Annotated in this window: 12 protein-coding genes and 1 tRNA gene; 11 read left to right on the forward strand and 2 right to left on the reverse strand. The window is 47.0% G+C overall.

What is annotated here, in order from left to right; all coding sequences use genetic code 11:
• Positions 1 to 195: 195 nt before the first annotated feature.
• Positions 196 to 1,155, reverse strand: coding sequence for a 2-hydroxyacid dehydrogenase family protein (locus tag EKM99_RS05560; protein WP_125581699.1), 960 nt, complete (start codon positions 1,153 to 1,155; stop codon positions 196 to 198).
• 152 nt (positions 1,156 to 1,307) lie between these two features.
• On the opposite strand from EKM99_RS05560, the gene EKM99_RS05565 reads away from it, so the two are divergent.
• Both EKM99_RS05565 and EKM99_RS05570 read left to right on the forward strand, forming a co-directional pair.
• Positions 1,308 to 1,514: a hypothetical protein gene (locus tag EKM99_RS05565; protein WP_125581701.1), complete on the forward strand. Its 207-nt coding sequence runs from the start codon at positions 1,308 to 1,310 to the stop codon at positions 1,512 to 1,514.
• A gap of 427 nt (positions 1,515 to 1,941) precedes the next feature.
• Positions 1,942 to 2,622 carry a type II CAAX endopeptidase family protein gene (locus EKM99_RS05570; protein WP_125581703.1) on the forward strand — a complete coding sequence of 227 codons (681 nt, stop codon included), beginning with the start codon at positions 1,942 to 1,944 and terminating at the stop codon, positions 2,620 to 2,622.
• Positions 2,623 to 2,828: 206 nt separating this feature from the next.
• Here the strand turns inward: EKM99_RS05570 and EKM99_RS05575 are convergent, their stop codons facing one another.
• Complete coding sequence (locus EKM99_RS05575; RefSeq protein ID WP_125581705.1) at positions 2,829 to 3,308, reverse strand: MarR family winged helix-turn-helix transcriptional regulator; 480 nt, start codon at positions 3,306 to 3,308, stop codon at positions 2,829 to 2,831.
• Positions 3,309 to 4,129: 821 nt separating this feature from the next.
• On the opposite strand from EKM99_RS05575, the gene EKM99_RS05580 reads away from it, so the two are divergent.
• From EKM99_RS05580 to EKM99_RS05620, 9 genes are all read left to right on the forward strand, one after another.
• Positions 4,130 to 6,499: a MucBP domain-containing protein gene (locus tag EKM99_RS05580; RefSeq protein ID WP_164511533.1), complete on the forward strand. Its 2,370-nt coding sequence runs from the start codon at positions 4,130 to 4,132 to the stop codon at positions 6,497 to 6,499.
• 280 nt (positions 6,500 to 6,779) lie between these two features.
• Positions 6,780 to 7,283: a VanZ family protein gene (locus EKM99_RS05585; RefSeq protein WP_225419795.1), complete on the forward strand. Its 504-nt coding sequence runs from the start codon at positions 6,780 to 6,782 to the stop codon at positions 7,281 to 7,283.
• A gap of 19 nt (positions 7,284 to 7,302) precedes the next feature.
• Positions 7,303 to 7,590 carry a heavy metal-binding domain-containing protein gene (locus EKM99_RS05590; RefSeq protein ID WP_404819776.1) on the forward strand — a complete coding sequence of 96 codons (288 nt, stop codon included), beginning with the start codon at positions 7,303 to 7,305 and terminating at the stop codon, positions 7,588 to 7,590.
• A gap of 51 nt (positions 7,591 to 7,641) precedes the next feature.
• Positions 7,642 to 7,725, forward strand: a tRNA-Leu gene (locus EKM99_RS05595).
• Positions 7,726 to 8,278: 553 nt separating this feature from the next.
• A complete protein-coding gene (gene argS, locus EKM99_RS05600) occupies positions 8,279 to 9,970 on the forward strand; it encodes an arginine--tRNA ligase (RefSeq protein ID WP_125581713.1) in 1,692 nt (563 codons plus the stop codon).
• A gap of 669 nt (positions 9,971 to 10,639) precedes the next feature.
• Positions 10,640 to 11,875 carry an arginine deiminase gene (arcA, locus tag EKM99_RS05605; RefSeq protein ID WP_125581715.1) on the forward strand — a complete coding sequence of 412 codons (1,236 nt, stop codon included), beginning with the start codon at positions 10,640 to 10,642 and terminating at the stop codon, positions 11,873 to 11,875.
• A gap of 39 nt (positions 11,876 to 11,914) precedes the next feature.
• The gene (argF, locus tag EKM99_RS05610) at positions 11,915 to 12,946 is read left to right on the forward strand and encodes an ornithine carbamoyltransferase (protein WP_125581717.1); all 1,032 of its coding nucleotides are present in this window, start codon (positions 11,915 to 11,917) and stop codon (positions 12,944 to 12,946) included.
• Positions 12,947 to 13,020: 74 nt separating this feature from the next.
• Positions 13,021 to 14,433 carry an arginine-ornithine antiporter gene (gene arcD / locus EKM99_RS05615; RefSeq protein WP_125581719.1) on the forward strand — a complete coding sequence of 471 codons (1,413 nt, stop codon included), beginning with the start codon at positions 13,021 to 13,023 and terminating at the stop codon, positions 14,431 to 14,433.
• Between the two features lie 12 nt (positions 14,434 to 14,445).
• Complete coding sequence (locus EKM99_RS05620; RefSeq protein ID WP_125581721.1) at positions 14,446 to 15,552, forward strand: aminotransferase; 1,107 nt, start codon at positions 14,446 to 14,448, stop codon at positions 15,550 to 15,552.
• Positions 15,553 to 15,567 lie beyond the last annotated feature (15 nt).

Here is a 15,567-nt window from a genome sequence, read left to right on the forward strand (position 1 = left end):
CAGGCAATAAGCAATTATTTCCGTCGAAAGCGGTAAAAATAATTATTGTTATGAACGCCGAAATAGCGCAATTGCAACCGATTGCAGTGTGTTGGCTTGAGTTGGGTTGCTGAGCGTGCTTTCACACAGAACAACATAAAAATGGTTCTCCACAGAGTTTGTAGAGAACCATTCAAGAAATAACTGATTATCAGATTAATTGACGATGTACAGTGGATCTTGACCTTTGTCAACACGAACCGCATTCTTGGCCACGATAGCTGCCATGGCGTCCCGTGCTTCAACCGTGGCGTTCCCAACATGTGGCGTCAGGATAACGTTGTCTAAGGCCTTGAAGCCGTCATCAACGTTAGGTTCCGCTTCATAAACGTCCAAAGCAGCCCCAGCAAGCTCGCCAGTCTGTAAGGCTTCGAGTAAGGCGGCCTCGTCAATAACGGGTCCCCGCGCGGCGTTGATCAGGTATGCCGAGTTCTTCATTTGCTTAAATTGTGCAGCACCAATCATATGGTGGGTGTGATCATTCAGTGGGCAATGTAAGGTTAAGACATCACTCTTATCGAGAACCTCATCCAAGGTGGCGTAGGTCGCGTTGAGACTTTCCTCAGTGGCAGCGTCGAGTGGGTGACGTTGCGTGTAGACGATCTTCATGTCAAATGCGGCCATCCGCTTAGCAACGGCTTGGCCAATTTGACCCATTCCAACGATCCCTAAGGTCTTGCCAGCCAGTTCGTGGCCCAGGAAGAAGAGTGGGGACCAGCCGTCAAAGCCTTTGGTCCGCATTAATTTGTCACCTTCAACCATCCGGTGAGCCAGGGTAATGATTAAACCGGTCGTGACTTCAGCGGTGGATACCGTTGAAACCTTGGGGGTGTTGGTGACGGGGATATTCTTGGAACGAGCGTATGCTGCGTCAATGTTGTTAAACCCAGCACCGTAGTTGGCAATAATCTTCAACTGAGGATCGGCATCGATAACGTCCTTGTCCACTTGTGTAGAAAGGGGCGTGATCAAGTAGTCCTTACCGACAATCCGCTTTAACAACTCGTCCTTGGTGATTAATCCACTGCCTGAATAGCTTTCAACGTCAAGCCCGGCATCGTTTAGGATGTCCAAGGCTGACTGGGGAATTGGTGCAGTTACTAAAACACTGGTCATGAGTGTCACTCCTTCAGTAAAATTTCATTTCACAAGTCCATTGTAATCGTTTTCATTGAAGAAAGCATCCGTTCATGAAAATTCTTTCGAAAAAGTCCGCTAAACGTGGTAAGCTGTGAAGGACAAACTGGACAGCAAGGAGGGTGACAACCGTGAAAGTTTTGACAGCACTACTGATCATCCTATTGACCGCCGGATTGATTGGCGGTACCGTTTGGTTGATGGTGAGCCTCACCGTGGCGGCGTGGTTAGAAGTTATGATTGGTGTTGTGGGATTTGTTCTGGCTACGGTCGTCAATTTAGTCCTCTATTGGTTCCTTTGGCCACGTCCTGAACCCAGTGATGAGGAAGACGATTAAGCTGGTGGTGAGTGGGGATGAGAGTGGGACCAAAGGCCAGACTCGCGTTGCATCTTCAAAACCGCATTGCTGAAACGTGGAACAAAATAGTTCGTCACACAAAAAAAGACCATTACGATAAGTCGCAATGGCCAAAGAGTAAGGTTACAACATAATTGGGGGATTATGCTGTAAAAAATTTCATCTACTTTGGGGGAGTAAAATGAAATCTGTCTGTTGAATGAGGACAGAAGCCTCACGCGCAGGTCTGGTCAATCCAAACCTACCCGCAACTTTATAGTACCTCATTCCTTTAGAAATTGCCATTAAAATATAAATATTTCGCTAAACTGGTTAAGCCGTTGAAGGGCAACAAACAGGTTGTGGTCGCCTGCCAACGGTTAACGGGTTAGTTAGGCGAATCAACAAAAGTGAGAGGATGATTTTTATGGCGGAAAAAACGCTAAAAGTAGGAAGTTTCATGGTGTGGCTGTGGGTAATCCTACTAGTCATTATTTTAAATATCGTACAAGTGCCGCTGCTGTTTTTAGGTAACGGTGCGTTAGGTGTCCGAATTCTGTGGTCGGTGGTGTACCTCGCAGGCTTCATTGCGACAATCATTTTAGGACTCTGGGTCTACCACCGCGTCCATCCCGTGAAGTGGCAACGCCTATCCGGGAAAGACTGGTGGTTGATGATCCGGGGCTACGTCTTTGTGATTGTGGTTGAGATGGTGCTGGGCGTGTTGAATAACCTCATTTATCATCAAACCAGTACGGCTAACAACCAGGCCATCGCTTCCTTTATGGGGCAGGGAACGCTGACGTTGGTGCTGCTGAGTTTGACCGCTGTTTTTGCCAGTCCGATTATTGAAGAAGTCACGTTTAGAGGGCTCTTGGTCGATGGTTGTTTTCCGGCTAAAATGTTTTGGATTCCGATCATTGTCAGTGGGGTGGCATTTTCCATCGTCCACATGAGCAGCAATCCAATCAGCTGGTTGATTTACGCGGTCATGGGGGGCACGTTTGCCTACGTGTACAAGCGAACGGGGAAGTTGCAGAGCACCATTATTCTTCACGGGTTCAATAACCTGATTGCGGTGGGCGCCATGCTGTGGACGCTGCACTAACCTGGCCAGAATAAGAGAACCGACGAACAAACTTTTTCTATAAAAATAGAATCAAGCCGTTTCCACCAAGACGCTGCGACTGGCGTTGGTGGAGACGGCTTTTTCTGTGAGGGTTTCACTATCTAATGACGAATGAGTCAGAATCGCTTGGGTTGAAGACAAAAAAATCCGGTCAGTCGCCAATGGGCGGAACTGATCGGATATCCTTAAACCTGCTTATCGACCTCTCGGGCAATCTTACGTTCCTGACTGACCGTATCAAGTTGACTCTTAACGGTGACTAATTCACCCATCATGTCGTCGATCTCATCGTCTGACATGTCTAGCAGTGTTTGGCACTGACCAATGCGTGAGTAAACCTCATCGCGTTTTTCCTCGGCCATTTCGGTCAGGTGAATCAAGACTTGGCGTTCATCAGTTCGACTACGAACCCGTTCGACCCAGCCTTGCTTCTCCAGTCGCTTGAGGAGGGGCGTCAACGTCCCGCTATCTAATTCTAGGCGGTCACCTAATTGGTGAACAGTAAGCGGTGCATCTTCCCACAAGACCAACATGGCAATGTATTGGGGATAAGTTAGACCAAAGGGTGCCAACGCGCTTTGGTAAAAATGGTTAAACTTCTTGCTGGCAGAGTAGATGGAGAAACAGAGTTGTTCATCCAATAGGATGGGATTAACTTTTGACATGGCACAGGCCTCCTTTCAATTACTTTCCAGAGTATTGTATACAATTAAATTGCCACTTGCAAGTAAAAAAGCTCTCATCGGTCAAAAAACACGGAACTTGGTCGACGTTTGTTCGGTGAGCTACCTCAAGGTGGCGATAGCGTAACATCAAAATAATTATATAGCATATCGACAGCTAAGTTCAACGATTATTGATGAAATAAGTTTTTACTATAAGCAAATGGTTGAAAATTATAATATTGTTGTGGGTATGCGAGACCTAAGATGGTCGCTGATCAGGTATGCTAAGTACCTGAGAGACAGAATCTTTACGTCAGTAGATGTTCAGTCGTCATGGTAACGAATTGAAAAAAGTGACACGTTTTCTAAATGAAAAGCAAATACCTTAGCCGGTGAACTATCTATCGCTAAGTATAGCAGAATTTTTGTAAAATAAAAGTAAAATTAGTGAAATTAACCAGTTTAAGCGCGGACGGCGGGGACTTCTGAAGAATTGAATAATCACAATGTAAAATGGTTATCAGATGATAGTTTAATTGAATATAACTGCTAGTTTATGGCGGAAATGAAACACGGTCGAACTGGTTCTTCGGGGGTACAATTCACCTTGATATTTACACAGGATGGGTTACAATGTGGGTGTAGAGTTATTTATCCACTTTAGCCGATTTGTGAGGAAACTCTGTAACTGTAAATAAAAATCAAGTGGAGCAGATAACCGGATAAGATTGTGGGCACGTCTGAAAATAATAGTTTATTATATGTGCTTACTAGGGAAGGACATCTGTCAAGGGACAGAGGAACCGAGGAGGTCGTGGATCATGAAACGCACAGTGACCGGAGAAACCAAAGAACATTATAAATCCTATAAGGCAGGGAAACGTTGGATTTATACTTGTATCACGGTGATCGCTGTTGGACTGGGTTTGGTAGGCGCAAGCGAAGGGACAGCGCAGGCGGCAACGGACCCAGCGGGTGATGTAGCGCCAGTCAGTCAGGTTGTTCAAGCGCCAGCAGTTACGAAGGAGACAGTGCCGGCAGTTACGCCTGAGAAACAAGTAGTTGACTCCAAAGTAGCGCAACCAGACACGAATGATAACGTCGTAAATAAAAGCGGTTCCAAAAATGATGGTCCGGTCGTAAATGAGCCTAAAGACAATACAGGGGAACCCGCAACTGAAAAGGCAGACGTGCAAGATCCAACAACAGTGACACCACCAGCCGCTGAGAATCCAGACACGTCGACGTCAGGGGTAGATCAGCCCGTTACGAAGCCAGCTGAAGTGAAAGACACCACAACGGACAAACAAGTCAATAACCTGACGCCACCCACTGATCCAGTTAAACCAGTGACGGTTACGCCAAACAGACACATGATGATGCGGGCGGCGGTGGCTAAGGTTTCGCAAGGGCCAAAGGATTTAACGGCAGTGCCTGTCACCTATGCGCCAGATTATTATAAAATCAACGGTAAAGATGCTACTGAGTGGATGCCAGATGCCAGTCTAAGAGCGTTACTCATCGGCTCAATCGACAAGCAATACTACAACGCAAACGGTACAGTGACCTCAGCAGACCTGTACCAATATGCCGGCTTTGATGATGACTGGATGAAGTATGGCGTGAATACCTTCGAACAATACTTTAACCTTGCACCGATTAAGAATCTAGAAGGCCTGCAATACTTCACCAATCTGCGGTCCATCCACTTATCCAATGCCGAATTACCTAAGGATGGCATGATTGATTTCTCATTTGCTCCTAACTTACGGGAGTTTAGCATCTTCAACGTAGATGACGTGACTACTGATTGGCAGACAACGGCGGATGACGTCCTAAAAGCCTACTTTGCCAGCAACTCGCAACTTCAGTACCTGGATTTGAATAATATTAATTTGACTGGTGGCTTTCCAGACCTGACGGCGTACCCTGAATTGTACATGGTGAGCTTCAGTGATAACCAAATGACCGGGAACTTACCTGACATTTCCTACTTGAAAAATATTTGGGAACTCAACGTCAACAGCAACCAATTAAGTGGCCAGTTGCCAGATATTTCGAATTGGTCGGTACAGAGCTTACGGATTTCAAATAACAAGTTTACCGGGACGTTACCAAACACGGCAACGTTAACGAGTTTGGAATATGCCACGAATCAAATTAGCACGGGAATTGTTCCCGGATCTTATACGCCGGGGACCTTCATGGTTGGTTACGGGCAGACGCTGAACAACACGCATCACGTCTTAACGAATGCAGCGCACAGCTTTGATCCAACCGATGGCACATTTACCAACTTCATGGACTTTACAACCGGTCAGACGGTTGACTCGATTAAGATGGTGCCGGGGAAATTTAGCAATGGTGCCTTGGTCGTCTACGCCATCGTTTCTACGGACAACGTGGTCAATCACAACCAGTGGGCGCTGAACCAAACGGATGCGTCCAGTTGGTTCACGGTGACCGCGGATCCGAATAACGCTGACGGATTCCTGCTGGTAGCCAATATGGCAGCCAAGGATGGCGATTACGTCATTAAAGTGGTCACGAGCGATGGTACGACCAGCGATTACAGTGGCTGGGTGAACTTCTCCGTGATAAATAAGATGAAGACAGTAACGCCAGTCACACCAGAGACGCCGGATCCAGATGCAACTACGGGGACCGTGACGGTTGTTAGCGTCGATGAAAAGGGGAATGCTATCAGCACCAAGGTCGTCACCGGTAACGTTGGCGATGCCTTCAACATTGACGCGCCTGAGGTAACGGGCTACCAGGTAACGGGCAAGACCAACGCCACTGGAACCTACACGGCGGCCGGTCAGACGATTACGTTTACCTACACGAAAGACAGTCAAGTGACAACTGGCGGGGATGGTGCAACGATTGATGAGACCTCGCCCGCCGATAAGGTAGCTGGGAAGACGACTACCGGGGGCGCGGCCGATACGCTCACGGGTAAGAAACAGCAGGTCGCCAGCCAAACGCCTAGTGCTGTAACCAACTTAAAGGCGAGTGGCCAAGCGGCAACGGTTGCCGAGAATACCAATACCCGTGCTCAGCAACAAGCGCAAACGACGACCTTACCACAGACTAGCGAAGTTCGGACTGGTAACTATGTCTTGGCGGGCCTTGCCACACTGATCGGTGCGCTGGGCTTGGCTGGATTAAAGTTACGGAAGCATGAATAGAAATGTCGTGGGGGATACGAAGAGGCGTAAATAAATTAGCCATTGGGTAAGTAAGATGAGCGGTTGAACGGTCGCTAAATAATCCTGATAACAGCCACCGACAATTAACTGTGTTATCTTACAGTTGTTCCTAATCCTGATGGGGACGGTAATATAAGGCCACTAGCGGCAGGATTGACCGCTAGTGGTTTTGTTTACGCAAAAATAGGGAGAAAACGGGGATAACCATTGTTCTTGCGGAAGTGACCCGGTATACTGGAAACATTGAGGGGGCATGACCGTGATTCGCTGGTTACCATACATCATTGTGAGCTGCGTTTGGGCAGGCATGACTGTGCAAGCGTTTCGGCATCAGCGCTACCGGCGACTGTTCTGGTGGTTAGGGTGTTGGGCCTTGGCGACATTGACCTGGACGCCCATTGCCTTCTCATTTGGCAGTTCCAGTGTCGGCCAAGTGATGACACATTGGATTGCCGGGGGTATTTGGGTGCTCCGACCGTTTGAACGGGCCAGCATGGACACGTCCTTTTGGCTGAACATCGTGATGACGGTGCCCCAAAGAATTCTATTGAAAATGAATTGGCCGCGGTTACGCTGGCCCCAGTGGCTCCTAGCAGGGGTCGCCACCGGGCTGACGTTAGAAGCGGGTCAGGCACTGGGAAATTGGCTGGTCAGCCTTGGTCGGTGGGTCGATATCAATGACGTCATCACAAATGGCTTGGGTGTCTTCATAGGTGCCTTTCTGATGTCGTGGATTCAGCGCCGGGACCAAGCAAAAATATGAGGGGGAAACAAAATTGTTTATGACAACTGGTGGGCTTAATCGGGCTCACGCCATTCAGGGAATTTTAACGACCACGACGAGTACCATGTTACGGTCGGAAAAACCGGATGAATTTTCATTATTTGATAAATTATTCGATGAGGCAAAACAAAATTTAATGAAGCAAGCACAAGAGGCGAAAGCCGATGGCCTGATTGAAGTTCGCTTTAATACCGAGGTTGTGCGAATGAATGTGGCACCGAAATTTTTGGTTGTGCACGCCTACGGAACAGCCGTAAAATTCCCAAGTTCAAAAAAAACTGAATAAAGGCTTCCCTTTTATTCAAGTTTAGTGTAATATATTATTTGTTGTTGAGTTGCCCCGATGGCGGAACTGGCAGACGCGCAGCGTTCAGGTCGCTGTTTGAGTGATCAAGTACAGGTTCGAATCCTGCTCGGGGCATAACTAACACATCGGTAGCGGTGCATAACCGCTTCAAACGTCTAGAAATAGGCGTTTTTTGTTTGTCCAAAATTCAAACGTCGTTGCTGGGAGCCACGTATCCATGATGGAAACGTGGCTTTTTGGTGTATGTACTGAAATGAACGTGCCCGCTCCTAACGCAACGTCGCATTTTTTTCAAAAAAACACCTGACACCCGTCTTGGCAATGTAAAATTGGAAGGCTAAATACTACGGCTAAGTAAGCCTACATAGACTATGACCAATGGTTACGAGCAAATGTTGCCAGGCCAGCGACAATCATAGCAATGTCATGGTGAAAAATAATCCTAACCGGAGGAGGCCCCAGGCTATCCCATAGCAGCCGGAATCTCTGGCAGCCGCAGGTGGCAATTTCCGGCTAATTTATGGATCGAATTTCTGCTAGCTGATCTTTCAACGTTTAAGCTTTAACCATAAAAAATAAAGGGGCACACCTTTGACGCCCTGAGGAAATAGTGTACACTGAGACTAATCAGCATAATCATACTTGAACTACAGGGAGGAAATTTCGTATGGACTATAAACAACAGGTGGTTGCGGCTTTGACGACGGCTTTAGATGGACAATTGTCAGCAGAGGAAATTGCTCTGAAGTTGGAGACACCCAAGACGTCTGATCTTGGTGACATGGCGTTTCCAACGTTTGCTTTGGCTAAAGTTTTGCATCAAGCACCCCAACAGATTGCACAGAATTTGGCTGAAAAGATTGATACAAGTGATTTTGAACGGGTCGTCGTTGCCGGTCCGTACGTGAACTTCTTCTTTGATAAAGGAAAATACAGCGAAGCAACGCTGGCCACCGTCCTGAATGCAGGGGCCTCTTACGGCCAGAATGACGATGGCAACGGCGGTAAGGTGCCAATTGATATGTCATCACCTAACATTGCCAAGCCAATGTCCATGGGGCACTTGCGGTCAACGGTGATTGGGAATTCTATCGCTGAAATTTTGACTAAGAACGGCTACGCGCCAATCAAGGACAATCACTTAGGCGACTGGGGCACCCAGTTTGGGAAATTAATCACGGCTTACAAGCTGTGGGGGAACGAAGCCGACGTTAAGGCTGATCCCATTAACAAATTGGTGGAATACTATGTTCGTTTCCATAAAGAGGACGTGGACAAGCCAGAATTAGACGACGAAGCCCGTGAATGGTTCCGGAAGCTTGAAAATGGTGACCCTGAAGCCCACCGTCTCTGGAAATGGTTCCGCGAAGCTTCCTTGGAAGAGTTCAATGACGTTTACGAAAAATTAGGCGTGACGTTTGATACCTTTAACGGAGAAGCCTTCTACAATGATAAATTGGACGAAGTTGTCCAAATCTTAAAGGACAAGCACCTGCTCGTTGAATCACAAGGGGCCCAGGTTGTTGACCTCAGTAAGTACAATTTGAACCCAGCCCTCATTTTGAAGAGTGATGGGGCATCCCTGTACATCACGCGAGACATTGCGACGGCGTTGTACCGTGACCGTGAATACGCACCAGCAAAGAATTTATACGTGGTTGGGTCGGAACAGACGTACTATTTCCAACAGTTGAAAGCCGTTCTGTTAGAAATGGGCTTGAAGTCCGCGCCTAACGTTCAACACGTGCCATTTGGGTTGATTACGGTTGATGGTAAGAAGCTGTCGACCCGTTCAGGCAGGATCATCCTCTTAGCCAAAGTGCTGGAAGAATCCGTCACCCTGGCTGAGAAGGAAATTAATGAGAAGAACCCTGATTTGGCCAACAAGAACGACGTTGCCAAACAAGTTGGGGTTGGGGCCATCATCTTTGGTGACCTGAAGAACGAACGGACCAACAACATCGACTTCGTCTTAGCTGATCAGTTGAAGTTTGAAGGCGAAACCGGTCCCTACGTGCAATACGTCCATGCCCGTGCCGAGAGTATCTTACGTAAGGCCGGTGCAACGGCTGTGACGCCAGCGAACAATCAGGTGACGGATCCAGAAGCCTGGGATACCATCAAGACGTTGGCCGACTTCCCAGCAATGGTTAAGATGGCTTGTGATGAGCTAGAGCCTTCAGTCATTGCCAAGTATGCCATTCGGCTCTCGAAGACGTTCAACAAGTATTACGCGCACTCCAAGATTTTGACGGACGATGCCGGGTTACCAGCAAGGTTAGCCTTGGTTAAGTCGGTCTCAATCGTGGTCAAGGAAAGTTTACGGTTATTGGGTGTGAAGGCACCGGATGAAATGTAGCCTTGTCTAAGGCGCGTTTGGTAGCGCTGCAATATGAATAGAATAATCATTGGAGGTTGTGACGTTGGTCACAGCCTCCTTTTTTGATTGAAAAAGGAGGCTGTGAAAATAAATCTAGTTAGGCCTAATCCCGTGTAAGCAGATTAGGCTAACCTATTCAGGAGTATTCGGGTAAGCCATTAACCAGATATAACCAATGTGCACAGGTTCTTTCCAATGAATGAATCATCATTTATGCATGAAGTGTTTACTCGTCATTGATTAACGTGATTAGTCAGTAATTGGATGTTGATTTTATAAAAATGGGGATTTACGAGCCTAAACTTACTAACGGGTACGAATGAGATCCGCCGCGAAAGCGTTAAATGCCGCTGATTACATGCGCCATATTGGGTTTTTCGACAACTGAGAACCATAGCAGAAATCATTTTCAGAAAAAGAGCCTGTAAAAGTGTGAAAGAAAATCGAAAATTAATTTTATGTAAAAAAATCTATTTTTAGTAACTATTATGCGAATAAGTGTATAAATAATGTATATTTGTTGCCAAATATACATTCCACTCTTAAAATGTGAAATCCTTCTCATTTTGAATGCCAATTGCTTAATGTTAGCGTTTTCAATTCTCGCCTATACTCAGTCATGTACTTAAGTGATGGGAGGAAACAATGATGACTAAACCAATCCACGTAATGTCTGAAATCGGTAAACTGAAAACGGTAATGCTGAAACGTCCAGATGTAGAAGTAGAAAACTTCACACCAGATATGATGTCCCGCTTACTGTTCGATGATATTCCTTACTTACCAATTGCTCAAAAGGAACATGACAACTTTGCCGATGTACTTCGTCAAAACGGCACTGAGGTGCTTTACTTAGAAACCTTATCCGCTGAAGCTTTAGACGACGGTGGCGAAGAAGTTAAATTGAACTTCTTACAACAGATGTTAACTGAAAGCGGCTACATGGCCGGCACAATCCACGATGCTTTGAAGGAATACTTACTTTCTCTTAGCACCCAAGACATGGTCAACAAGATCATGGGTGGGGTTCGCAAGAACGAATTGGACTTTGTCCCTAACGATTTAGTTAGTGCCGCTGAAGATGAAGATTACCCATTCTTCATGGATCCAATGCCTAACCTGTACTTCACTCGCGACCCAGCAGCTTCCATGGGGGATGGTTTAAGTATTAACCACATGACATTTGCTGCTCGTCAACGCGAATCACTCTTTATGGAAACCATCATCAAGTATCATCACCGGTTTGCTAACAAGGGGTTGAACGTTTGGCGTGACCGGAACCATGACACCCGCATTGAAGGTGGGGACGAATTGGTTCTGTCCGACCACGTGATGGCCATCGGAGTTTCACAACGGACTTCTGCAAATGCAATCGAAGATATTGCGCGTAACTTATTCAAAGACAGCAATTTCGATACTGTCATTGCTATCAAGATTCCACATAACCATGCCATGATGCATTTGGACACGGTCTTCACGATGATCAACACGGATCAATTCACGGTTCACCCAGGTATCTTAGGTGAAGGCGGTCATATCGATACTTGGACGATTACGCCAGGTAAAGGGACCGAAGACTTACACCTTGAACACCGCACTGATTTGAAGCAAGTCTTGAAGGACAACTTAGGTTTGGACGACCTTGACTTGATTCCAACTGGTAACGGCGATCCAATCATTGCTGGTCGTGAACAATGGAACGATGGCTCTAACACGTTAGCTATCGCACCAGGTGTGGTTGTCACTTACAACCGGAACTACGTCTCAAACGAATTACTGCGGAAGCATGGCTTGAAGGTTATCGACATCCTTTCAAGTGAATTATCCCGTGGCCGTGGCGGTCCTCGTTGCATGAGTATGCCATTAGTTCGAGAAGACTTATAAAACAAGCTTTAGTTTAAATTTAAAGGAGAACGACTAATTATGGAAAAAGATTTTAAGCAAAACGTTTTTCAGGGTCGCAGTGTCTTAGCCGAAAAAGACTTTACGGCTGCTGAACTGGAATACTTGATCGACTTCGGTTTACATTTGAAGGCTTTGAAAAAGGCCGGCGTTCCTCACCACTACCTTGAAGGCAAGAACATTGCTTTACTCTTTGAAAAGTCCTCAACTCGGACTCGGTCAGCCTTCACGACCGCTGCCATTGACTTAGGTGCTCACCCAGAATACCTTGGCCAAAACGACATTCAATTAGGCAAGAAGGAATCCACTTCTGACACTGCCAAGGTTTTAGGTGGCATGTTCGATGGGATCGAATTCCGTGGCTTCAAGCAAACGGATGCTGAAATCTTAGCCCGCGACTCAGGTGTACCAGTTTGGAACGGTTTAACTGACGAATGGCACCCAACCCAAATGTTGGCTGACTTCATGACCGTTAAGGAAAACTTTGGTACCTTAAAGGGCTTGACCTTAACCTTCATGGGTGATGGCCGGAACAACGTTGCCAACTCTCTGCTGGTTACTGGTGCAATCTTAGGTGTCAACATTCACATCGTCGCACCTAAGGAATTGTTCCCAACCAAGGAAACTCAAGACTTAGCACAAGGGTTTGCCAAGAAGTCTGGTGCCAAGCTGTTGGTTACCGATGACTTAGACGAAGGTTTAGCTGGTTCTAACGTGGTTTACACCGACGTTTGGGTTTCCATGGGCGAAAGCAACTGGGAAGAACGCGTTAACTTACTGAAGCCATACCAAGTTAACATGGCTGCTTTGAAGAAGACTGGCACCCCAGATGACCAACTCATCTTCCTGCACTGCCTACCTGCATTCCACAACACGGACACGCAATATGGCCAAGATGTTGAGAAGAAGTACGGCATTACTGAAATGGAAGTTACTGAAGAAGTCTTCACGAGTAAGTATGGGCGTCAATTTGAAGAAGCTGAAAACCGGATGCACTCCATCAAAGCGATGATGGCCGCAACTTTAGGTAACTTGTTTATTCCTAAAGCTTAACGAGTGACTAAAGACGGGCTAATCAGAGCGATTAGTCCGTTTTTTATTGCAAACTTAACGAAAAGAGTGAAAATATGGATGAGAAAAAAGGTTTATCATTAGGCGCCTTAACTGCCGCCGTTGTCACGAGTTCGATTGGTTCCGGGGTCTTCACCTTAACCAGTTCTCTGGCCGGCGGGGCTGCACCTGGTCCCGTACTGCTAGCCTGGCTAGTGGTTGGTTTTGGGATTTTAATGCTAGCGCTGTCATTAAATAACTTGTTACTGAAGAATCCAGAAGCCGAAGGGATCCATGCCTATGCGCAAGCTGGCTTTGGTAACTTCGCCGGGTTCGTGAGTGGCTGGGGATACTGGCTGAGTGCTTGGCTGGGGAACGTGGCCTTTGCTACCGTTTTAATGAGTTCCCTCGGGTACTTCTTCCCACTGTTTGAGGGTGGGCAAAACGTGCCTTCCGTAATTCTTGCCAGTGTTGTTTCCTGGACGCTGACCTTCATCGTTAACCGCGGGGTTGAATCTGCGGCTGCCATGAACACCATCATCACGATTTGCAAGTTGATTCCGTTATTTGCTTTTATTATCGTTGCTATCTTCGTCTTCAAGGGTGGGATGTTTACCGCTCACTTCTGGACCAACGTCGCTTCCGGTGTTGCCGGTGGGACTGGTCTGGGGACGCAATTCAAGTCTTGCTTAATGATCATGATGTGGGTCTTCGTTGGGGTTGAAGGGGCAAGTATGCTTTCCTCACGGGCCAAGAGTAAAAACGATGCCGGCCGGGCAACCATTATCGGGATTGTTTCCTTACTGGTTATCTACGTCTTAGCTTCCGTCTTACCATACGGTTACTTAACGCAAAATGAATTGGCTAAAATTAACCAACCTGCCATGCTCTACATTTTCCAAGACATGGTTGGGACTTGGGGTGGGGCCTTCATCAGTGTTGGCCTGATTATTGCCATCTTAGGATCATGGTTATCCTGGACGATGTTGCCTGCCGACACGACCATGCTGATGGCCGAAGAAAAATTGCTGCCAGCTTACTTTGGGAAGAAAAACAAGAATGGTGCACCAACCTTCTCATTGATTCTGACCGCTTCATTGATTCAAGTCTTCCTGTTAGTTCTCTTATTCTCACAAGAAGCTTATAACTTCGCCTTATCACTCTGTACCGCAGCTATTGTTGTTTGCTACATTTTCGTTGGGATGTACCAAGTTAAATTCTCTGCTAAGAACAAGGACACCAAGCAACTTTGGATCGGGATCTTTGCCTTAGCTTTCCAAGTCATTGCCATTACTTTGGCCGGTCTGCATTACCTCTTACTCTGCTGTATCGGTTACTTACCTGGTATCTACTTCTACTACCGGGCCAAGAAGGACTACGGCATTGACGATGGTCGTTTGACCAAGTCAGAAATTATTTACTCCACGTTGATTGTCATCTTGGCAATCGCAGGCATTGTTCTGGTGGGGATGGGATTAATTACGATCTAGGAGGCAGCGACAATGGATATTGATGGATTCGGTGTTGAAGAGTGGCTGAACGTTCACGAGCGCGAAGCCAAGTATGATTTGGCGCAGAGCACAATCACGTCATTTTCAATGAATGAGCTGGTTAAGCTGACCCAGTCAGACACGTACGACACGTTGGACCAACAGAAAATGAATTACGGTTGGATTGAAGGCTCACCAACCTTTAAACAGGGTGTTAGTCGACTGTACGACCATGTTGATCCGGACAACGTTTTGCAAACAAACGGGGCTACCGGCGCCAATCTGTTAGCCTTGTACGCACTGATTAAACCGGGCGACCACGTCATCAGTGTTTACCCGAGTTACCAACAGCTGTACGATATTCCCCGTTCCTTAGGGGCCGACGTCAGCTTCTGGAAACTGCAGGAAAGCGAAAACTGGTATCCAGACATTGAAGAGTTGAAACGGTTGATTCGGCCTGATACGAAGATGATTTGTATCAACAACGCCAACAATCCAACCGGGACGATTCTGGACCGTTCCTTTATGGAACAGGTTGTGGCGGTTGCCCGTGAGGTTGGCGCCTACGTCCTGGTCGACGAGGTTTACCTGCCATTCGACGACAGCGTTGACTTTGCACCAATCGTGGACCTGTACGAAAAGGGCATCTCCACCAATTCATTGTCCAAGACCTACTCCATGCCCGGCATTCGGGTCGGCTGGACGGCCACCAATGCCGAATTGGCGGAGACGTTCCGCAAGTATCGGGATTACACCATGATTTGTGCTGGCGTTTTCAGTGATCAGGCAGCCTGCTTGGTCCTGGAAAACCGGGATAAAGTTTTGAAACGCAATCGGAAAATTGTGCTGGATAACCTGCAGATTTTCAAGGATTGGGTTGCTAAAACCCCTAACGTCAGCTGTGTCTTCCCGAATGGCGTGTCGACGTCCTTCATCAAGATGGAAACCAAGACGTCGAGTCTGGAATTCTGTCAAAACTTGCTACGGGATACGGGCGTTCTGCTGGTTCCCGGCGAAGCGTTTGATGTGCCTGGTCATGCGCGGTTAGGTTACTGTGCACCAACTGAAACGTTGAAAAAGGGTCTCGCAATTTTAGCGGACTATCTGAACAAAGACTAAAGCATAGAATGAGGA

This window comes from Levilactobacillus cerevisiae, assembly GCF_003946245.1.
Lineage (GTDB): Bacteria > Bacillota > Bacilli > Lactobacillales > Lactobacillaceae > Levilactobacillus > Levilactobacillus cerevisiae.